Below are 18,606 nucleotides of genomic sequence, written 5' to 3' on the forward strand. Positions count from 1 at the left end.
GATGCATCCGGGCCGCTGCGCGGCCCGATCGCCGGCAAGCCGGCTCCCACTGGTACGGCGACCCTGATCAATGCCCCATCAACCAATGCTGATGCGGCCCTGGCAGCGTCCACAGGCCGAACAGGATCACCAGCAACCCGCCCGCCATGCGCACGCCACGCTTGCGCAGCACGGCGCCGACACGCTCGGCGGCAAGGCCTGTGGCCACCAGCACAGGCCAGGTCCCCAGCCCGAACGCCAGCATCAGCAAGGCACTGTGGGCCGCATTGCCCTGGCTGGCCGCCCACAGCAGCGTGCTGTAGACCAGGCCGCACGGCAGCCAGCCCCACAGGGCGCCAAGCAACAGGGCACGGGGCAGGCTCGATACCGGCAGCAAGCGCGTCGCAAGCGGTTGCACATGCCGCCACAGGCCGCGGCCAAGCGCCTCGATACGAGTCAGGCCGCTCCACCAGCCGGCCAGGTACAGCCCCATGGCGATGAGCAACAGCGCGGCTACCACACGCAGCCCTTGGGCCAATGGGCTGCTGGCCAGTGCCACGCCGGCAAGGCCCAGGACCAGGCCGGCAGTGGCGTAGCTGAGGATGCGCCCCAGGTTGTAGGCCAGCAGCAGGCGCAGGCGTCGGCCACGTTGCTCGGGCGGGATGGCGAGGGTCAGGGCGCCCATCAGGCCGCCGCACATGCCCAGGCAGTGGCCGCCGCCAAGCAGGCCCAGGACCAGCGCCGAGCCGAGGAGCGGGAGCAGGTCAGGCACGTGGTTTGGAATCCTTGTCTTCTTCGGCGGGGGCCTGGTCAGGTTTCACGGCAGCCTGGTGGCGCGGGTCCTGGTCATCGAACAGGATGCTGTGGGCCGGGCTGTCAAGGTCGTCGTACTGGCCACTGTCCACTGCCCAGAAGAAGATGTACACGGCCACGCCTACGATCAGCAGGGCCGCTGGGATCATGACGTAGAGGGCGGGCATAGCGGTTTCCTTCCGGGTGTCGAGGGCTCGTGTGCGGGCAGGCCCGTTGCGCTGGGCAGGCGGGTCAGACGCAGGGCGTTGAGGACCACGATCAGCGAGCTGACCGACATGCCGATGGCCGCCCAGACCGGCGTGATCCAGCCCAGGGCGGCGAACGGCAACATGAGGCCATTATACAAGGTTGCCCAGAGCAGGTTCTCGAGGATATTGCGGCGGGTACGACGGGCCAGGTCGAAGGCCTGTACCAGTGCCTCGAGGCGGTTGGACAACAGCACCGCGTCGGCGCAGGTCTTGGCCAGGTCCGTGGCCGAGCCCATGGCGATGCTGATGTCGGCGGCAGCCAGCACTGGCACGTCGTTGACGCCATCACCCAGCATCAGCACCTTGCGGCCTTCGGCCTGCAAGGCCTTGAGGCGGTCCAGCTTGTCGTCCGGCCGTAGGCCGCCGATGGCCTGCTCGATGCCCAGTTGCGTCGCCACCTCGGCGACCATCGGTGAACTGTCGCCGGACAGCAGCAGTGTCTTCCACCCTCGGGCTTTGCAGGCAGCCAGCAGGGCAGGGGCATCCTCGCGCAGGCGGTCATCGAGGCCGAACCAGGCCAGGGGGCCCTGGCTATCGCCCAGCAACAGCCATTGGCCACGCGGTTGCGGCACGCTCGGCACGGGCGCGCCGCTCAAGGCGCAGACGAACGTGGCCTGGCCGATGCGCAGGCGCTCGCCTTCGAACTGCCCTTCAAGGCCCAGCCCAGGCTCCGTCTGGACATCTTCAGCGGCTGTGGCGGCACGACCGAAGGCGCGTGCGATCGGGTGTTCCGAGCGGTTTTCGAGCGCGGCGGCCAGGGCCAGGCAACGGTCGGCGGGCAAGGCGCCCAGCGGGTGGATGCTGCGCAGGGCCAGGCGGCCTTCGGTCAATGTGCCGGTCTTGTCGAAGATCACCGTGTCGATCTGGTTCAGGCCCTCGAGCACATGACCGCGTGTTACCAGCAGGCCTAGCCGGTGCAGGGTGCCGGTGGCTGCGGTGAGGGCGGTGGGCGTGGCCAGGGACAGCGCACACGGGCAGGTTGCCACCAGCATGGCCAGGACGATCCAGAACGCACGTGGCGCGTCGATCTGCCACCACAGCAGGCCAATGGCGACACTGGCCACCAGCGTGAACAACAGGAACCACTGGGAGGCCCGGTCGGCGATCTCGGCCAGCCGGGGTTTTTCCGACTGGGCCCGTTCGAGCAGGCGGACGATGGCCGAGAGGCGTGAGTCCTGGCCCAGTGCCTCGACTGCCACGGTCAGGGTGCTTTCGACGTTCAGCGTGCCGCCGGTGACCCGGTCGCCAGCCTGGCGCGCCAAGGGCAGGTATTCGCCGGTCAGCAGCGACTCGTCGATGCTGGAGCGGCCATCGACGATGCGGCCATCGGCCGGGATCACCGCGCCGGGCAGTACCTGCACCCGATCACCTTGGCGCAGTTCCGCCAGCAGAATGCGCTCGCTGTGGCCGGCGGCATCCAGGCGCAGGCACGAAGCCGGCAGCAGGTTGACCAGCTGGGCGGTGGCGGCGGCGGTGCGCTCCCGGGCACGGCGTTCCAGGTAGCGGCCGGTGAGCAGGAACAGGGCGAACATGCCGACCGTGTCGAAGTACAGCTCGCCGCTGCCGGTCATGGCTGTCCAGATCCCGGCGCCGTAGGCCAGGCCGATGGCCAGCGACACCGAGACGTCCATGGTCAGGTGGCGGGTGCGCAGGTCGCGGGCGGCGCCCTTGAAGAACGGTGCGCAGCTATAGAAGACGATGGGTGTGGTCAGGAACAGCGCGACCCAGCGCAGGATGGTATGCAGCTCGGGGCTCAGGTCGATGTTGAACTCGGGCCAGGTGGCCATGGTCGCCATCATCGCCTGGAACCACAGCAGGCCCGCCACGCCGAGGCGACGCAGGGCGCTGCGGTTCTCCCGGGCCAGTTGCTCGGCGGCCTGGTCGGGCTGGTAGGGGTGGGCGGCGTAGCCGATCTGGCGCAGCTCGGCCAGCAGGTGCGAGAGGGGTACCCGGCGGTCGTCCCAGGCCACCAGCAGGCGATGATTGGACAGGTTCAGGCGCGCCTCGGCCACGCCCGGCAGGTTGCGCAGGTGTTTCTCGATCAGCCAGCCACAGGCGGCGCAGCTGATGCCTTCGATCATCAGCGTGGTTTCGCGAAGCTCGCCCTGCTGGCGGACGAAGCCCTGCTGCACATCGGCGCGGTCGTAGAGTGCCAGCTCGTCCTGCAACTGGCGCGGCAAGGCTTCTGGGTTGGCGCTAGTGTCGCTGCGGTGCTGGTAGTAGCTTTCCAGGCCACCGGCCACGATCGACTCGGCCACGGCCTGGCAGCCTGGGCAGCAGAACGACCGCGGTTCACCGAGGACCACGGCGGTGAAGCGGCTGCCGGCGGGGACGGGCAGGGCGCAGTGGTAGCAGGGGGTAGGGGAGGTCATTGTGATGATGTCTTATGCCATTGGATTGCTGGGGCGGCTATGCCGCCCGTCGCGGGGCAAGCCCGCCCCTACAGGAGCACCAAGCCTTGTAGGAGCGGCCTTGTGCCGCGAAAGGGGCGCAACGCGCCCAGGTCATTCTTGGTGCTCGGCACCTTGCAGGGCTTCATCGCCCAGTTCCAGGTTCACCCCATGGGCGACCTTCTCCTCCTCGAACAGCCGCCACACGCGGCCGTCCTGGCTGCCCAGCAGTTCCACGAAGCGTCGGCCTTCTACCTTGTCTTCCAGCTGGCCGACATAACGGCCAGGTTCGGTACGGGTCAGTTGTACCTTGCGGTCGCGTTCCGGCTGGGTCGGCGAGATCAGGTTCAGTTCCAGCGTCTGTGGGTCGCTGTCGCCGCTCAGGCGTACCTGGACTTCGCCGGTCAGCTCGTCCAAGTGTACGCTCGCCTTGAGGTTGAGGGTCTGGGCCAGCAACTCGCGGTCCAGGGAGCGGTTGATGCCCTTGCCAGCCTCGTAGTAGTTGTCGTTCACCAGGTTGTCGGGGTTGCGTACGGCAATGCTGACCATGGCCAGGCTCAGGCACACCGAAGTGGTCAGGATGCCGATGATGATCCAGGGCCAGAGGTGCTTGTACCAGGGGCTGGCGGCGGTTGCGGCAGGCATGTCGTTCTCTCTCAGCGGATTTGCGGGCCGATGAAGCGGCTCTTGGCTTCAACCTGGGTGGCGCTGTCGTCGGCGTCCCTGAGGATGAAGGTGATTTCGTTGGTGGTCGAAGGCAATTGCTCGGGCGCGACCGACAATTGCACCGGCAGGCTGACGATATCGCCGGCGGCGACACGCACCTCGCGGTGGCCTTCGAGCTGCAGGCCGGGCAGGCCGGCGGCGTCGAGCACGTACACGTGGTCGCGCTGGTCCTTGTTCATGACCTTGAGGCTGTACACGTTTTCGATCCGCCCCTGGGCGTTCTCGCGATACAGCACGCGGTCCTTGCTGACATCGAAGCCCACCAGCGAGCGGGTGGCGAATGCGGTGACCAGCAGGCCGATCATCACCAGCAGCACCAGGGCATAGCCGATCAGACGCGGACGCAGCATGTGGGTCTTCTGCCCCGACAGGTTGTGTTCGGTGGTATAGCTGATCAGGCCCTTGGGGTAGTTCATCTTCTCCATGATGTTGTCGCAGGCGTCGATGCACGCCGCGCAGCCGATGCATTCGATCTGCAGGCCGTCGCGGATGTCGATGCCGGTCGGGCAGACCTGTACGCACATGGTGCAGTCGATGCAGTCGCCCAGGCCCTTGGCCTTGTAGTCCATGTCCTTCTTGCGTGGCCCGCGGGTTTCGCCGCGGCGCGGGTCGTAGGAAACGATCAGGGTGTCCTTGTCGAACATCACGCTCTGGAAGCGCGCGTAGGGGCACATATGCACGCACACCTGTTCACGCAACCAGCCAGCATTGCCATAGGTGGCGAGGGTGAAGAAACCGACCCAGAAATAGGCCCAGCCATCGGCCTGGCCGGTGAAGAATTCGCCGACCAGTTCGCGGATCGGCGAGAAATAGCCCACGAAGGTCATGCCGGTGACGAAGCCGATCAGCAGCCACAGGCTGTGCTTGGCGGTCTTGCGCAGCAGCTTGTTGCCGCTCATCGGCGCCTTGTCCAGCTTCATGCGTTGGTTGCGGTCGCCCTCGGTGACTTTCTCGCACCACATGAAGATCCAGGTCCAGACGCTTTGCGGGCAGGTATAGCCGCACCACACGCGCCCGGCGAACACGGTGATGAAGAACAGGCCGAAGGCGGCGACGATCAGCAGGCCCGAGAGCAGGATGAAGTCCTGGGGCCAGATGGTAGCGCCGAAGATGTAGAACTTGCGCTCGGGCAGGTTCCACCACACGGCCTGGTGGTCGCCCCAGTTCAGCCACACGGTGCCGAAGTAGAGCAGGAACAGGATGGCTCCGCCGACCATCCGCAGCCTGCGGAACACGCCGGTGAAGGCACGGGTGTAGATCTTTTCCCGGGAGGCATAGAGGTCGAGGGATTCCTGGCCTTTCTTGGCGGGCGGGGTGACATCATGTACCGGAATTTGCTTGCTCATCATCGTGTCCCACGGCAGTGGAGAAATGCCGCGGCCAGTACCTGCCGGCCGCAGTCCTACGCATTCTGCTAGCGCTCTGCGGCCCATGATACGCCTGTGCTGGCAGGCAGGGAGCGCGCCGCGACCTTTAGTCGCATTGGGTTTATGGGTTGGATCGTGTAGTGGCAGCTGTCAATTGATCCAGGTCATCAAGGGTTGAATTGTCTGGCTTCATCGCCGGCAAGCCGGCTCCCACAGGTATGGCGGTGTCTCTGAAAACAGCGTGGGACAGGTGGGGGCTTGCCGGCGATAGCGCCGGAACCCCTGCTCAAGAAAAAGGCCCCGGCAGGGTCACTGGCGGGGCCTGGGTCACACACTCACTCGGCCTTGGCCGTTTCCTGTTCTTGATGCGAGAGGCTGTAGACATAGGCCGCCAGCAGGTGGACCTTGTCGTTGCCCTGCATCTGCGCCTGGGCCGGCATCTGGCCCTGGCGACCGTAGCGGATGGTCTGTTGCAGCTGGGCGAAGCTCGAGCCGTAGATGAACGCCTGTGGGTGGGTCAGGTTCGGCGCGCCCATGGCCGGGGTGCCTTTGCCTTCAGGTCCGTGGCAGGCCACGCAGTTGGCGGCGAAGAGCTTCTGGCCATTGGCCGGGTCGGCCTTGGCGCCTTCCGGCAGGCTGCGCCCGTCCAGGTTGGTCAGCACGAAGGCGGCCACGTCGGCCACGCCCTGCTCGCCGAGCACTTCGGCCCAGGCCGGCATCACGCCATGGCGACCATTCATGATGGTGGCCTTGATGGTCTCCGGCTCGCCGCCCCAACGCCAATCGTTGTCGGTCAGGTTGGGGAAGCCGTAGGCGCCCTTGGCGTCAGAGCCGTGGCACACCGAGCAGTTGGAGGCGAACAGGCGGCCGCCCATCTTCAGTGCTTGCGGGTCCTTGGCCACTTCCTCGATGGGCATGGCGGCGAACTTGGCGAAGATCGGTCCGAAGCGGGCGTCGGCCTTGGCCATTTCCTTTTCCCACTCGTGCACGCCGGTCCAGCCCGGCTGGCCGTTGCTGAACTCGGTCTTCTTCTCGTTATCCAGGTACTGGTAGCCGGGCAGGATGCCTTTCCAGTTACCCAGGCCCGGGTACAGCACCAGGTAGCCCAGGGCGAACACGATGGTGCCGACGAACAGCCAGAACCACCACTTGGGCAGCGGGTTGTCGTATTCCTCGATACCGTCGAAGGCATGGCCGACGGTCTCGTCGGTCGCTTCCTCGCGCTGGCCCTTGCGGGTGGAAAGCAACAGCCAGGTCAGAGAGAAGATGGTGCCCAGGGTCAGGACGGTGACGTACAGACTCCAGAAGGTTGTCATTGTTCGTTGCTCCTAGAAGCTTTCGCTTGCGCTTGCTCGACGTGCTGGCTGGCCTCGGGGTCATCGGCGAACGGCAACCGGGTCGCCTCGTCGAACTCCTTCTTGCGCCGTGGGTTGAACACCCACAGCGCCAAGCCAACGAAGGCCACCATCACCACGACGGTGCCCAGGCCGCGAATCATCCCGATATCCATCAGTGTCACCGCTTGCTCTTGATGATGGTGCCAAGGCCTTGCAGGTACGCCACGATGGCGTCCATCTCGGTCTTGCCCTTGACCGCGTCGCGGGCGCCGGCGATGTCCTCGTCGGTGTAGGGCACGCCCAGGGTGCGCAGGACTTCCATCTTCTTCGGCGTATTCTTGCCGTCGAGCTTGTTCTCTACCAGCCACGGGTAGGACGGCATCTTCGACTCGGGCACCACGTTGCGCGGGTTGTACAGGTGTGCGCGGTGCCAGTCGTCGGAGTAGCGGCCACCGACGCGAGCCAGGTCAGGCCCGGTACGCTTGGAGCCCCACAGGAACGGGTGGTCCCAGACGCTCTCGCCAGCGACCGAGTAGTGGCCGTAACGCTCGGTCTCGGCGCGGAACGGGCGGATCATCTGCGAGTGGCAGCCCACGCAGCCTTCGCGGATGTAGATGTCGCGGCCTTCGAGCTCCAGCGCGGTTCGGGGCTTCATGCCCTCGACCGGCTTGTTGGTCACGTCCTGGAAGAACAGCGGGACGATCTGGGTCAGGCCGCCGATGCTGACGGCGATGACCATGAAGAAGGCCAGCAGGCCGATATTCTTCTCGACTGCTTCGTGTTTCATCAGTGAGCTCCCACGACGACGATCTTGGCGGCTTCCTCAGCTTCGGCCGGCTTCGAGGCGCGGACGGTGCGGTAGACGTTGTAGGCCATCAGCAGCATGCCGGAGGCGAAGAACGCACCGCCCAGGGCGCGGACGATGTAACCCGGGTGGCTCGCCTGGAGGGCTTCGACGAAGGAATAGGTGAGGGTACCGTCGTCGTTGATGGCGCGCCACATCAGGCCTTGGGTGATGCCGTTGACCCACATCGAGGCGATGTACAGCACGGTGCCGATGGTCGCCAGCCAGAAGTGCGCGTTGATCAGGCCGACGCTGTGCATCTGCTGGCGGCCGTAGAGCTTGGGAATCATGTGGTAGACCGAGCCGATGGAAATCATCGCCACCCAGCCGAGGGCGCCGGCATGGACGTGGCCGATGGTCCAGTCGGTGTAGTGCGACAGCGAGTTGACCGTCTTGATGGCCATCATCGGGCCTTCGAAGGTGGACATGCCGTAGAAGGCCAGCGACACCACCAGGAAACGCAGGATCGGGTCGGTGCGCAGTTTGTGCCAGGCGCCGGAGAGGGTCATCATGCCGTTGATCATGCCGCCCCAGCTCGGGGCCAGCAGGATGATCGACATCACCATGCCCAGCGACTGTGCCCAGTCAGGCAGCGCGGTGTAGTGCAGGTGGTGCGGGCCTGCCCAGATGTACAGGGTGATCAGCGCCCAGAAGTGCACGATCGACAGGCGATAGGAGTAGATCGGGCGTTCGGCCTGCTTGGGCACGAAGTAGTACATCATCCCCAGGAAGCCGGTGGTCAGGAAGAAGCCCACGGCGTTGTGCCCGTACCACCACTGGATCATTGCGTCGGTGGCGCCGGAGTAGGCCGAGTACGACTTGAACAGGCTGACCGGCAGGGACATGTGGTTGACGATGTGCAGCATCGCCGTGACCACGATGAAGCCACCGTAGAACCAGTTGCCGACGTAGATGTGCTTGGTCTTGCGCTTGACGATGGTGCCGAAGAACACCAGGCCGTAGGTGACCCAGACGATGGCCAGGAGAATCGCCAGCGGCCACTCGAGCTCGGCGTATTCCTTGGTGGTGGTGTAGCCCATCGGCAGGGTGATCAGGGCGCCGACGATCACTGCCTGCCAACCCCAGAAGGTGAAGGCGGCCATGCTGTCGGAGATCAGCCGGGTCTGGCAGGTGCGCTGCACGACGTAGTAGGAGGTGGCGAACAGCGCGCAACCTCCGAAGGCGAAGATCACCAGGTTGGTGTGCAGCGGGCGAAGGCGGCCGAAGCTCGTCCATGGCAGGTCCAGGTTCAGCTGGGGCCATACCAGTTGCGAGGCGATGAAGACGCCGAGCCCCATGCCAAGGATCCCCCAGACCACCGTCATGATGGCGAACTGGCGGACGACCTTATAGTTATAAGCAGTCGGACTGATTACAGTGCTCATTCTAAGGTTCCACGGTTTAGGGTGTTCTTGTTGGTCGAAAATCGGCGCCAGTATCGATAACCACCAGGGTTATGGCAACGCAAGGATACTCGCGCCGACCCGTGTCCAGGCCCTTTCCACCACCGTCCCGCGGTTTAGGGGCTGGATGATTGTACACAAATAAATGTTTGTAATGTGTACCGTTTTTCGCCTTTTTCTGATCGATCGGTCAAGCTTTTTTCTACGCGGTCCTTGAATGCGGGACGGGCTTCCAGGGCCGCAGGTGATCGAGGTCGAAGACGTTGCACGGCGTCAGGCCCCACGCCGTGCCAGAGCGTCTCGCGATAAGCGAGGCTGCTGTGGCAACAAGCTTAGTTCCGTTCAGAGGGGGTGCAAGGAGGGATGAGGCGGGGAGGGCAGTGCTGAGGCCATTGACGGATGCGGTTCGTCCTGGCACTTCGGCGGGATTTTCGCGGGTAAACGCGCTCCCACAGGGACAGCGATGATCCTTGTGGGGCGGGTCTACCCGCGAAGGGTGTTACTTGGCGGACACGGTTTCGGACCCGACATCCTGCGACAGGCTATACACATAGGCGGCGAGCAAGTGGACCTTGTCGTTGCCCTGGATCTCGCGCTGGGCCGGCATCTGGCCCTGGCGACCGTAGCGGATGGTCTGCTGCAGCTGGGCGAAGCTCGAACCGTAGATGAACGCCTGCGGGTGGGTCAGGTTCGGTGCGCCCATGGCCGGGGTGCCTTTGCCCTCAGGCCCGTGGCAGGCCACGCAGTTGGCGGCGAAGATCTCCTGGCCCTTGGCCGGGTCGGCCTTGGCGCCTTCCGGCAGGCTGCGCCCGTCCAGGTTGGTCAGCACGAAGGCGGCCACGTCGGCTACGCCCTGCTCGCCGATCACCTCGGCCCAGCCCGGCATCACGCCGTGACGCCCGTCCATGATCGAGGCCTTGATGGTCTCCGGCTCGCCACCCCAACGCCAGTCCTTGTCGGTCAGGTTGGGGAAGCCATAGGCGCCCTTGGCGTCGGAGCCATGGCACACCGAGCAGTTCGAGGCGAACAGGCGGCTGCCCATCTTCAGGGCTTGCGGGTCCTTGGCCACTTCTTTCACGGGCATGGCGGCATACTTGGCGAAGATTGGCCCGAACTTGGCGTCGGCCTTGTCCATCTCCTTCTGCCATTCGTTGACCTGGGTCCAGCCATTCTCATAGCCCGGCAGAACGCCTTTCCAGTTGCCCAGGCCCGGATAGAGGATCAGGTAGCCGACCGCGAACACCAGGGTGCCGACGAACAGCCAGAACCACCACTTGGGCAGTGGGTTGTCGTATTCCTCGATGCCATCGAAGCTGTGGCCCATGGTCTGGTCGGTGGTGTTCCTGCTCTGGCCCTTGCGGGTGCCGAGCAGCAGCCAGGTCAGGCCGATGAGGCTGCCGAGGGTCAGTACGCTGATGTACGTACTCCAGAAGGTGGTCATTACCGGTTACTCCTTGTGGCAGGTTCCTGCCCGGCCGGGGGCAGGCGGTCATCGACGAAGGGCAGCAGGCGCGCTTCGGCGAAGTCGCGGTCGCGGCGACGGTTGAATACCCACAGGCTCAGGCCGATGAAGGCGATCATCACCATCAGGGTGCCCAGGCCGCGGATCATGCCGATATCCAATGACAGTTCCATCGCTTACCTCTTGTTCTTGATCGAGGTGCCCAGCACCTGCAGGTAGGCCACCAGGGCGTCCATCTCGGTCTTGCCCTTGACCGCGTCGCGGGCGCCGGCGATGTCCTCGTCGGTGTAGGGCACGCCCAGGGTGCGCAGGGTGCGCATCTTGGTGTCGGTATGGCTGTTGTCGACCTTCTGCGCCACCAGCCACGGGTAGGACGGCATCTTCGACTCGGGCACGACGTTGCGCGGGTTGTACAGGTGCGCACGGTGCCAGTCGTCGGAGTAGCGGCCACCGACGCGGGCCAGGTCAGGCCCGGTGCGCTTGGAGCCCCACAGGAACGGGTGGTCCCAGACGCTTTCGCCAGCGACCGAGTAATGGCCGTAGCGCTCGGTCTCGGCGCGGAACGGGCGGATCATCTGCGAGTGGCAGCCTACGCAGCCTTCGCGGATGTAGATGTCGCGGCCTTCGAGCTGCAGGGCGGTATAGGGCTTCATGCCTTCGACCGGCTTGTTGGTCACGTCCTGGAAGAACAGCGGGACGATCTGGGTCAGGCCGCCGATGCTGACGGCAAATACCATCAGCAATGCCAGCAGGCCTACGTTTTTCTCGATGACTTCGTGTTTCATCAGGCTTCTCTCCTCAGGCCAGCTGGGCGTTCGCAGGGGCGGCGGCGGTGGCTGGTGCGCGCACGGTGCGCCAGGTGTTCCAGGCCATCAGCAGCATGCCGGTGAGGAAAATCGCGCCGCCGACGAAGCGGACGATGAAGCCTGGGTGGCTGGCCACCAGGGTCTCCACGAAGGAATAGGTGAGCGTGCCGTCGGCGTTGACCGCGCGCCACATCAGGCCCTGGGCGATGCCGTTGACCCACATCGAGGCGATGTACAGCACGGTGCCGATGGTGGCCAGCCAGAAGTGCGCGTTGATCAGGCCGATGCTGTACATGCGCTCCTTGCCGAACACTTTCGGGATGGTGTGGTACAGCGCGCCGATGGAGATCATCGCCACCCAGCCGAGGGCGCCGGCATGGACGTGGCCGATGGTCCAGTCGGTGTAGTGGGAGAGGGCGTTGACGGTCTTGATGGCCATCATCGGGCCTTCGAAGGTGGACATGCCGTAGAAGGCCAGCGACACCACCAGGAAACGCAGGATCGGGTCGCTGCGCAGTTTGTGCCAGGCCCCGGAGAGGGTCATCATGCCGTTGATCATGCCGCCCCAGCTCGGGGCCAGCAGGATCAGCGACATGATCATGCCCAGCGATTGCGCCCAGTCAGGCAGCGCGGTGTAGTGCAAATGGTGCGGGCCGGCCCAGATGTACAGGGTGATCAGCGCCCAGAAGTGCACGATCGACAGGCGATAGGAATACACCGGGCGCTCGGCCTGCTTGGGCACGTAGTAATACATCATGCCCAGGAAGCCTGCGGTCAGGAAGAAGCCCACGGCGTTGTGGCCGTACCACCATTGCACCATCGCGTCGGTGGCGCCGGCGTACAGCGAGTAGGACTTGGTCAGGCTGACCGGCATCTCCAGGTTGTTGACGATGTGCAACATCGCCACGGTGAGGATGAAGCCACCGTAGAACCAGTTGCCGACGTAGATGTGCTTGGTGTTGCGCTTGATCAGCGTGCCGAAGAACACCACGGCGTAGGCGACCCAGACGATGGTGATCAGAATGTCGATCGGCCATTCCAGTTCGGCGTACTCCTTGGAGCTGGTGAAGCCCAGTGGCAGGGTAATGGCTGCCAGCAGGATCACCAGTTGCCAGCCCCAGAACGTGAACGCCGCCAGGCGCGGCGCGAACAGGGTGGTCTGACAGGTGCGTTGCACCGAATAATAGGAGGTGGCGAACAAGGCGCAGCCGCCGAAGGCGAAGATCACCGCATTGGTGTGCAGTGGTCGCAGGCGGCCGAAGCTGGTCCACGGGAGGTCGAGGTTCAGGGCGGGCCAGACGAGCTGTGCGGCGATGAATACGCCGAGCCCCATCCCGACGATTCCCCACACCACCGTCATGATGGCGAATTGGCGGACCACCTTGTAGTTATAGGCGGTACTGCTGGTTGTGTTCATGTATGGGTTCCCATCCACGGTTATAGGCAGGCTAGATAGCGAGGCGAAGCATGAGTAATGGGCACATTGCCGGTATTGACGGGGATCAATGGGCGCAGGTGGGAAATGTCTCAGGCTTGCGCTGCGATCCACCTAGGGTGGGGGACAGGGAGGGTTACAAAGGCTGCCTGATCCTGGCCCACGGCGCAGGCGCGCCGATGGACAGCGGTTTCATGGAGGACATGGCGCAAAGCCTCGCGGAGCAAGGGGTAGGGGTTGTGCGCTTCGAATTTCCCTACATGGCGCAGCGCCGCGTGGGGGGTGGCAAGCGACCGCCCAATCCGCAGCCGGTGTTGCTCGATTGCTGGCGTCAGGTGTATGCCCAGGTGCGGCCATTGGTCACGGGGCCGCTGGCGATCGGCGGCAAGTCCATGGGTGGGCGGATGGCGAGCCTTCTGGCCGATGAGCTGGGCGCCGACGCGCTGGTGTGCCTGGGGTATCCGTTCTATGCGGTGGGCAAGCCTGACAAGCCTCGGGTCGAGCATCTGGCGGGGCTGCGTACGCGTACCTTGATCGTCCAGGGGGAGCGTGATGCCCTGGGTAACCGGGAGGCGGTGGAGGGTTATGTGCTTTCGCCTTCGATCCAGATCTGCTGGCTGACGGCAGGGGATCATGACCTCAAGCCGTTGAAGGCGTCGGGGTTCACCCACGAGCAGCATCTGCAGGCGGCGGCGCAGCGGGTGGCGGCGTTTCTGCAGATGTAGGTGCGTTGCGGCCTATCGCCGGCAAGCCGGCTCCCACCTGTCCTGCGCTGTTTCAAGGACACCGCCATGCCTGTGGGAGCCGGCTTGCCGGCGATGAAAAAGGCCACCGCAAGGGTGGCCTTCTTGGAAGGTGCGTTCAGTGTTGCCGGGCAACGCTTACTTGCGGTCCTTCAGATCAACGATGTCACGCTGCTCGTGGCCGGTGTACAGCTGGCGCGGACGGCCGATCTTGTACGGGCTGGAGAGCATTTCCTTCCAGTGCGAGATCCAGCCCACGGTACGTGCCAGGGCGAAGATCACGGTGAACATGCTGGTCGGAATGCCGATCGCCTTGAGAATGATGCCCGAGTAGAAGTCGACGTTCGGGTACAGCGAGCGCTCGATGAAGTATGGATCGGTCAGGGCGATCTCTTCCAGGCGCATGGCCAGTTCCAGCTGCGGGTCGTTCTTGATGCCCAGTTCGCTCAGGACTTCGTCGCAGGTCTGCTTCATCACGGTGGCGCGCGGGTCGCGGTTCTTGTACACGCGGTGACCGAAGCCCATGAGCTTGAACGGATCGTTCTTGTCCTTGGCCTTGGCGATGTACTTGTCGATGTTCGAAACATCGCCAATTTCATCGAGCATGGTCAGCACGGCTTCGTTGGCGCCGCCATGGGCAGGGCCCCACAGCGCGGCGATGCCGGCAGCGATACAGGCGAACGGGTTGGCACCCGAGGAGCCCGCCAAACGCACGGTAGAGGTGGAGGCGTTCTGCTCGTGGTCGGCATGGAGGATGAAGATCCGGTCCATCGCCTTGGCCAGCACCGGGCTGATCGGTTTGATCTCGCACGGGGTGTTGAACATCATGTGCAGGAAGTTCTCCGCGTACGACAGGTCGTTACGCGGGTACATCATCGGCTGGCCCATGGAGTACTTGTAGACCATCGCGGCCAGGGTCGGCATCTTGGCGACCAGGCGCACCGCGGAGATTTCGCGGTGCTGCGGGTTGTTGATATCCAGGGAGTCGTGATAGAACGCCGAAAGGGCGCCGACCACGCCGCACATCACCGCCATCGGGTGGGCGTCGCGGCGGAAGCCGTTGAAGAAGGATTTCAGCTGCTCGTGAACCATGGTGTGGTTCTTCACGGTGCTGACGAACTGGGCCTTCTGCTCGGCATTGGGCAATTCGCCGTTGAGCAGCAGGTAGCAGGTTTCCAGGTAGTCCGATTTTTCGGCGAGCTGTTCGATCGGGTAGCCGCGGTGCAGCAGGACACCCTTGTCGCCGTCAATATAGGTAATCTTCGATTCGCACGAGGCGGTCGCCATGAAACCGGGGTCGAAGGTGAAGTGACCAGTAGCCCCCAACCCGCGGACGTCGATAACATCGGGACCAACGGTGCCGGTTAAAATGGGCAGCTCGACGGGGGCTGCGCCCTCGATGACCAACTGCGCTTTTTTGTCAGCCATGTGGCCTCCTATTAATGCTTGAAATCATCAGACAGACCCCCCACGCAGGGCCCGCACCACTATAGAGGGATAAATTCGAATGTCAATTTGCCTAAAGGCTGGTTGAAACGCCCTCTGAGCCCTGGTTTTTCGCGAAATTGTCGCCCATTTACGCCTTTTATCCATTAAAGGCAATGCGCTATTTGGGCGAGCCCCTCACGTTGTCATAAGCAGCCTAACTGTCTATACTCCGCAACCGACCGCCAGGGGCTTGCAAGCCCGTTCCGCTGGGGGTCGTCGCTCCCTGGGTGGTGGGTACCTGACCAGTACACTTACCAACAACTTTGCCCTGTTAGCTAGGGGCTCTTCAGTGTGAAAAAAGCCGTGAAAAGCCAACGACCTGTAAACCTAGACCTAAGGACCATCAAACTCCCGATCACCGCATACACGTCCATTCTTCACCGTATCTCCGGCGTCATCCTGTTCCTCGGCCTTGCCATCATGCTGTATGCACTGGGCAAGTCGCTGGGTTCCGAGGAGGGCTTTGCCGAGGTGAAGGCGTGTCTGACCAGCCCGCTGGCCAAACTGGTGACCTGGGGCCTGCTGTCCGGCCTGCTGTATCACCTGGTGGCCGGCATTCGTCACCTGATCATGGACATGGGCGTCGGCGAGACGCTGGAAGGCGGCAAGCTGGGCTCGAAAATCGTGATCGTCATCTCCGTGGTGCTGATCGTTCTGGCGGGAGTTTGGGTATGGTAACTAATGTCACGAACCTGTCGCGTTCGGGCCTCTATGACTGGATGGCGCAGCGCGTATCTGCGGTCGTTCTCGCGGCTTACTTCATCTTCCTGATCGGCTACGTCGCCGTTCACCCGGGTCTCGACTATGCCCAGTGGCACGGTCTGTTCTCCAACAACGCGATGCGAATCTTCAGTCTGCTGGCACTCGTTGCCCTGGGCGCCCACGCCTGGGTCGGCATGTGGACCATTGCCACCGACTACCTGACGCCGATGTCGTTCGGCAAGTCGGCGACTGCGATTCGTTTCCTGTTCCAGGCTGTATGCGGCGTTGCGATGTTCGCCTACTTCGTCTGGGGTGTGCAGATTCTCTGGGGTATCTGATCCATGGCTAAAATTCCAACGATTTCCTTCGACGCCATCATCATCGGTGGCGGCGGTGCCGGCATGCGCGCTGCGCTGCAGCTGGCCCAGGGCGGTCACAAGACTGCTGTGGTCACCAAGGTGTTCCCGACCCGTTCGCACACCGTTTCCGCCCAGGGCGGCATCACCTGCGCCATCGCTTCGGCCGACCCGAACGACGACTGGCGCTGGCACATGTACGATACCGTCAAGGGCTCCGACTACATCGGTGACCAGGACGCGATCGAATACATGTGTCAGGAAGGCCCGGCCGCGGTCTTCGAGCTGGACCACATGGGCCTGCCGTTCTCCCGTACCGAAACCGGCCGTATCTACCAGCGTCCGTTCGGTGGCCAGTCCAAGGACTTCGGCAAGGGTGGCCAGGCCGCCCGTACCTGCGCAGCCTCCGACCGTACCGGTCACGCGCTGCTGCACACCCTCTATCAGGGCAACCTGAAGGCGGGCACCACCTTCCTCAACGAGTACTACGCCGTTGACCTGGTGAAGAACCAGGACGGCGCCTTCGTCGGTGTGATCGCGATCTGCATCGAAACCGGCGAAACCATGTACATCAAGTCCAAGGCCACCGTTCTGGCTACCGGCGGTGCGGGCCGTATCTACGCCTCCACCACCAACGCCCTGATCAACACCGGCGACGGTGTCGGCATGGCCCTGCGCGCTGGCGTGCCGGTGCAGGACATCGAGATGTGGCAGTTCCACCCGACCGGCATCGCCGGCGCCGGTGTACTGGTCACCGAAGGTTGCCGCGGTGAGGGTGGCTACCTGATCAACGCCCACGGCGAGCGCTTCATGGAGCGTTACGCGCCGAACGCGAAGGACCTGGCTGGCCGCGACGTGGTCGCCCGTTCCATGGTCAAGGAAATCATCGCCGGCAACGGCGTGGGCCCGAACAAGGACCACGTACTGCTGAAGCTGGACCACCTGGGTGAGGAAGTGCTGCACAGCCGCCTGCCAGGTATCTGCGAGCTATCCAAGACCTTCGCCCACGTCGACCCTGTGGTCGCGCCGGTTCCGGTCATTCCGACCTGCCACTACATGATGGGTGGTGTTGCCACCAACATTCATGGCCAGGCCATCACCATGGACGCCCAAGGCAACGACCAGATCATTCCTGGCCTGTTCGCCGTAGGTGAAGTGGCGTGCGTATCGGTCCACGGTGCCAACCGCCTGGGCGGCAACTCGCTGCTCGACCTGGTCGTGTTCGGCCGTGCTGCCGGCCTGCACCTGGAGAAGGCGCTGACCGAAGGCGTCGAGTACCGCGATGCCAGCGACACCGACGTCGATGTTGCCCTGAACCGCCTGAGCAAGCTCAACGAGCGCACCACCGGCGAAGACGTCGCCAGCCTCAAGCGCGAGCTGCAGAGCTGCATGCAGAACTACTTCGGTGTATTCCGTACCGGCGAATACATGCAGAAGGGTATCGAGCAGCTGGCTGGCCTGCGCGACCGTATCGCCAACGTCAAGATCAACGACAAGTCCCAGGCCTTCAACACCGCGCGTATCGAAGCGCTGGAGCTGCAGAACCTGCTGGAAGTCGCTGAAGCGACCGCCATCGCGGCCGAAGCCCGCAAAGAGTCCCGCGGCGCTCACGCCCGTGAAGACTACGAAGACCGTGACGACGAGAACTGGCTGTGCCACACCCTGTACTACCCGGGTGAGAAGCGCGTCGCCAAGCGTGGCGTCAACTTTGCGCCGAAGACAGTTCCTGCCTTCGAACCAAAAGTCCGGACTTACTAAGGGTGGCCGCTATGTTGCAAGTCGAAGTTTATCGTTACAACCCGGACACCGATTCGGCGCCGAAGATGCAGACCTTCCAGGTCGACACCGGTGGCAAGGATCTGATGGTTCTGGACGTGCTGGCATTGATCAAGGAGCAGGACGAGGGCTTCTCCTACCGTCGCTCCTGCCGTGAAGGCGTTTGCGGCTCCGATGGCATGAACATCAACGGCAAGAACGGCCTGGCCTGCATCACCCCGCTGTCGTCGGTGGTCAAGGGCAACAAGCTGGTCCTGCGCCCTCTGCCGGGCCTGCCGGTCATTCGTGACCTGGTCGTCGACATGAGCATCTTCTACAAGCAGTACGAGAAGGTGAAGCCGTACCTGCAGAACGACACCCCGGCCCCGGCCATCGAGCGTCTGCAGTCGCCGGAAGACCGCGACAAGCTGGACGGTCTGTACGAGTGCATCCTGTGCGCCTGCTGCTCGACCTCCTGCCCGTCGTTCTGGTGGAACCCGGACAAGTTCCTGGGCCCCGCCGCTCTGCTGCAGGCCTATCGCTTCCTGGCCGACAGCCGCGACACCAAGACCCAGGAGCGCCTGGCGTCCCTGGATGACCCGTTCAGCGTATTCCGCTGCCGCGGGATCATGAACTGCGTAAACGTTTGCCCGAAAGGTCTGAACCCGACCAAGGCAATCGGTCACGTACGTAACATGCTGCTGCAAAGCGGCACCTGATCCAAAAATGTTGCACCAGCAGTAAGCCGAGGT

At 63.8% G+C, this 18,606-nt stretch carries 19 protein-coding genes; 5 read left to right on the plus strand and 14 right to left on the minus strand.

Translation table 11 applies throughout. The annotated features are described in order from the left end of the window. Window positions 1-67: 67 nt before the first annotated feature. From AC1MHZ_RS11805 to ccoN (AC1MHZ_RS11865), 13 genes are all read right to left on the minus strand, one after another. Window positions 68-751: a sulfite exporter TauE/SafE family protein gene (locus tag AC1MHZ_RS11805; protein WP_084854647.1), complete on the minus strand. Its 684-nt coding sequence runs from the start codon at window positions 749-751 to the stop codon at window positions 68-70. Beyond that, window positions 744-959 (minus strand): cbb3-type cytochrome oxidase assembly protein CcoS, encoded by a 216-nt coding sequence (ccoS, locus tag AC1MHZ_RS11810; RefSeq protein ID WP_084854648.1) that lies wholly within the window; start codon window positions 957-959, stop codon window positions 744-746. The genes AC1MHZ_RS11805 and ccoS overlap by 8 nt, the downstream gene beginning before the upstream one ends. Then, window positions 938-3,412, minus strand: a complete 2,475-nt coding sequence (locus AC1MHZ_RS11815; RefSeq protein ID WP_482966383.1) for a heavy metal translocating P-type ATPase — start codon at window positions 3,410-3,412, stop codon at window positions 938-940. The genes ccoS and AC1MHZ_RS11815 overlap by 22 nt, the downstream gene beginning before the upstream one ends. Before the next feature lie 132 nt (window positions 3,413-3,544). Beyond that, complete coding sequence (locus AC1MHZ_RS11820) at window positions 3,545-4,075, minus strand: FixH family protein (protein WP_324812201.1); 531 nt, start codon at window positions 4,073-4,075, stop codon at window positions 3,545-3,547. An 11-nt stretch (window positions 4,076-4,086) separates the two neighbouring features. After that, window positions 4,087-5,502 (minus strand): cytochrome c oxidase accessory protein CcoG, encoded by a 1,416-nt coding sequence (ccoG, locus tag AC1MHZ_RS11825; RefSeq protein ID WP_324812204.1) that lies wholly within the window; start codon window positions 5,500-5,502, stop codon window positions 4,087-4,089. A 356-nt stretch (window positions 5,503-5,858) separates the two neighbouring features. Continuing rightward, window positions 5,859-6,839 carry a cytochrome-c oxidase, cbb3-type subunit III gene (gene ccoP, locus AC1MHZ_RS11830; protein WP_084854652.1) on the minus strand — a complete coding sequence of 327 codons (981 nt, stop codon included), beginning with the start codon at window positions 6,837-6,839 and terminating at the stop codon, window positions 5,859-5,861. After that, window positions 6,836-7,033, minus strand: a complete 198-nt coding sequence (locus AC1MHZ_RS11835; RefSeq protein ID WP_084854741.1) for a cbb3-type cytochrome oxidase subunit 3 — start codon at window positions 7,031-7,033, stop codon at window positions 6,836-6,838. The genes ccoP (AC1MHZ_RS11830) and AC1MHZ_RS11835 overlap by 4 nt, the downstream gene beginning before the upstream one ends. Before the next feature lie 5 nt (window positions 7,034-7,038). Beyond that, window positions 7,039-7,647 (minus strand): cytochrome-c oxidase, cbb3-type subunit II, encoded by a 609-nt coding sequence (gene ccoO / locus AC1MHZ_RS11840; RefSeq protein ID WP_482966384.1) that lies wholly within the window; start codon window positions 7,645-7,647, stop codon window positions 7,039-7,041. Beyond that, window positions 7,647-9,089, minus strand: a complete 1,443-nt coding sequence (gene ccoN, locus AC1MHZ_RS11845) for a cytochrome-c oxidase, cbb3-type subunit I (RefSeq protein ID WP_084854654.1) — start codon at window positions 9,087-9,089, stop codon at window positions 7,647-7,649. The genes ccoO (AC1MHZ_RS11840) and ccoN (AC1MHZ_RS11845) overlap by 1 nt, the downstream gene beginning before the upstream one ends. Window positions 9,090-9,606: 517 nt before the next feature. Further along, the gene (ccoP, locus tag AC1MHZ_RS11850; protein WP_465001264.1) at window positions 9,607-10,548 is read right to left on the minus strand and encodes a cytochrome-c oxidase, cbb3-type subunit III; all 942 of its coding nucleotides are present in this window, start codon (window positions 10,546-10,548) and stop codon (window positions 9,607-9,609) included. After that, window positions 10,548-10,736 carry a cbb3-type cytochrome oxidase subunit 3 gene (locus AC1MHZ_RS11855; protein ID WP_084854742.1) on the minus strand — a complete coding sequence of 63 codons (189 nt, stop codon included), beginning with the start codon at window positions 10,734-10,736 and terminating at the stop codon, window positions 10,548-10,550. Before AC1MHZ_RS11855 ends, ccoP (AC1MHZ_RS11850) begins: the two co-directional genes overlap by 1 nt. Before the next feature lie 9 nt (window positions 10,737-10,745). Next, on the minus strand, window positions 10,746-11,354 hold the full coding sequence (gene ccoO / locus AC1MHZ_RS11860; RefSeq protein ID WP_084854656.1) for a cytochrome-c oxidase, cbb3-type subunit II: 609 nt from the start codon (window positions 11,352-11,354) through the stop codon (window positions 10,746-10,748). A gap of 13 nt (window positions 11,355-11,367) precedes the next feature. Beyond that, window positions 11,368-12,792, minus strand: coding sequence for a cytochrome-c oxidase, cbb3-type subunit I (gene ccoN / locus AC1MHZ_RS11865; RefSeq protein WP_465001263.1), 1,425 nt, complete (start codon window positions 12,790-12,792; stop codon window positions 11,368-11,370). Between the two features lie 50 nt (window positions 12,793-12,842). Between ccoN (AC1MHZ_RS11865) and AC1MHZ_RS11870 the strand changes: the two genes are divergently transcribed. Further along, the gene (locus AC1MHZ_RS11870) at window positions 12,843-13,535 is read left to right on the plus strand and encodes an alpha/beta family hydrolase (protein WP_084854658.1); all 693 of its coding nucleotides are present in this window, start codon (window positions 12,843-12,845) and stop codon (window positions 13,533-13,535) included. A 156-nt stretch (window positions 13,536-13,691) separates the two neighbouring features. Here AC1MHZ_RS11870 and gltA read toward each other — a convergent pair whose 3' ends face one another. Beyond that, on the minus strand, window positions 13,692-14,981 hold the full coding sequence (gltA, locus tag AC1MHZ_RS11875) for a citrate synthase (protein WP_084854659.1): 1,290 nt from the start codon (window positions 14,979-14,981) through the stop codon (window positions 13,692-13,694). 351 nt (window positions 14,982-15,332) lie between these two features. Here gltA and sdhC point away from each other — a divergent pair, with 351 nt between their 5' ends. The 4 genes from sdhC to AC1MHZ_RS11895 are packed head-to-tail and all read left to right on the plus strand — an operon-like array spanning window position 15,333 to window position 18,573. Next, window positions 15,333-15,719 (plus strand): succinate dehydrogenase, cytochrome b556 subunit, encoded by a 387-nt coding sequence (gene sdhC, locus AC1MHZ_RS11880; RefSeq protein WP_172402947.1) that lies wholly within the window; start codon window positions 15,333-15,335, stop codon window positions 15,717-15,719. Then, window positions 15,713-16,081: a succinate dehydrogenase, hydrophobic membrane anchor protein gene (gene sdhD, locus AC1MHZ_RS11885; protein ID WP_043211427.1), complete on the plus strand. Its 369-nt coding sequence runs from the start codon at window positions 15,713-15,715 to the stop codon at window positions 16,079-16,081. The genes sdhC and sdhD overlap by 7 nt, the downstream gene beginning before the upstream one ends. Before the next feature lie 3 nt (window positions 16,082-16,084). Continuing rightward, window positions 16,085-17,857: a succinate dehydrogenase flavoprotein subunit gene (sdhA, locus tag AC1MHZ_RS11890; RefSeq protein WP_084854661.1), complete on the plus strand. Its 1,773-nt coding sequence runs from the start codon at window positions 16,085-16,087 to the stop codon at window positions 17,855-17,857. An 11-nt stretch (window positions 17,858-17,868) separates the two neighbouring features. After that, window positions 17,869-18,573: a succinate dehydrogenase iron-sulfur subunit gene (locus tag AC1MHZ_RS11895; protein ID WP_084854662.1), complete on the plus strand. Its 705-nt coding sequence runs from the start codon at window positions 17,869-17,871 to the stop codon at window positions 18,571-18,573. Window positions 18,574-18,606 lie beyond the last annotated feature (33 nt).

This window comes from Pseudomonas sp. FA-1 (assembly GCF_056856075.1).

Coding starts and splice junctions, on each gene's coding strand:
- ccoS (WP_084854648.1), bottom strand. CDS start 959: ATGCCCGCCCTCTACGTCATGATCCCAGCGGCCCTGCTGATCGTAGGC.
- AC1MHZ_RS11815 (WP_482966383.1), bottom strand. CDS start 3,412: ATGACCTCCCCTACCCCCTGCTACCACTGCGCCCTGCCCGTCCCCGCC.
- AC1MHZ_RS11820 (WP_324812201.1), bottom strand. CDS start 4,075: ATGCCTGCCGCAACCGCCGCCAGCCCCTGGTACAAGCACCTCTGGCCC.
- ccoG (WP_324812204.1), bottom strand. CDS start 5,502: ATGAGCAAGCAAATTCCGGTACATGATGTCACCCCGCCCGCCAAGAAA.
- ccoP (WP_084854652.1), bottom strand. CDS start 6,839: ATGACAACCTTCTGGAGTCTGTACGTCACCGTCCTGACCCTGGGCACC.
- AC1MHZ_RS11835 (WP_084854741.1), bottom strand. CDS start 7,033: ATGGATATCGGGATGATTCGCGGCCTGGGCACCGTCGTGGTGATGGTG.
- ccoO (WP_482966384.1), bottom strand. CDS start 7,647: ATGAAACACGAAGCAGTCGAGAAGAATATCGGCCTGCTGGCCTTCTTC.
- ccoN (WP_084854654.1), bottom strand. CDS start 9,089: ATGAGCACTGTAATCAGTCCGACTGCTTATAACTATAAGGTCGTCCGC.
- ccoP (WP_465001264.1), bottom strand. CDS start 10,548: ATGACCACCTTCTGGAGTACGTACATCAGCGTACTGACCCTCGGCAGC.
- ccoO (WP_084854656.1), bottom strand. CDS start 11,354: ATGAAACACGAAGTCATCGAGAAAAACGTAGGCCTGCTGGCATTGCTG.
- ccoN (WP_465001263.1), bottom strand. CDS start 12,792: ATGAACACAACCAGCAGTACCGCCTATAACTACAAGGTGGTCCGCCAA.
- AC1MHZ_RS11870 (WP_084854658.1), top strand. CDS start 12,843: ATGAGTAATGGGCACATTGCCGGTATTGACGGGGATCAATGGGCGCAG.
- gltA (WP_084854659.1), bottom strand. CDS start 14,981: ATGGCTGACAAAAAAGCGCAGTTGGTCATCGAGGGCGCAGCCCCCGTC.
- sdhD (WP_043211427.1), top strand. CDS start 15,713: ATGGTAACTAATGTCACGAACCTGTCGCGTTCGGGCCTCTATGACTGG.
- sdhA (WP_084854661.1), top strand. CDS start 16,085: ATGGCTAAAATTCCAACGATTTCCTTCGACGCCATCATCATCGGTGGC.
- AC1MHZ_RS11895 (WP_084854662.1), top strand. CDS start 17,869: ATGTTGCAAGTCGAAGTTTATCGTTACAACCCGGACACCGATTCGGCG.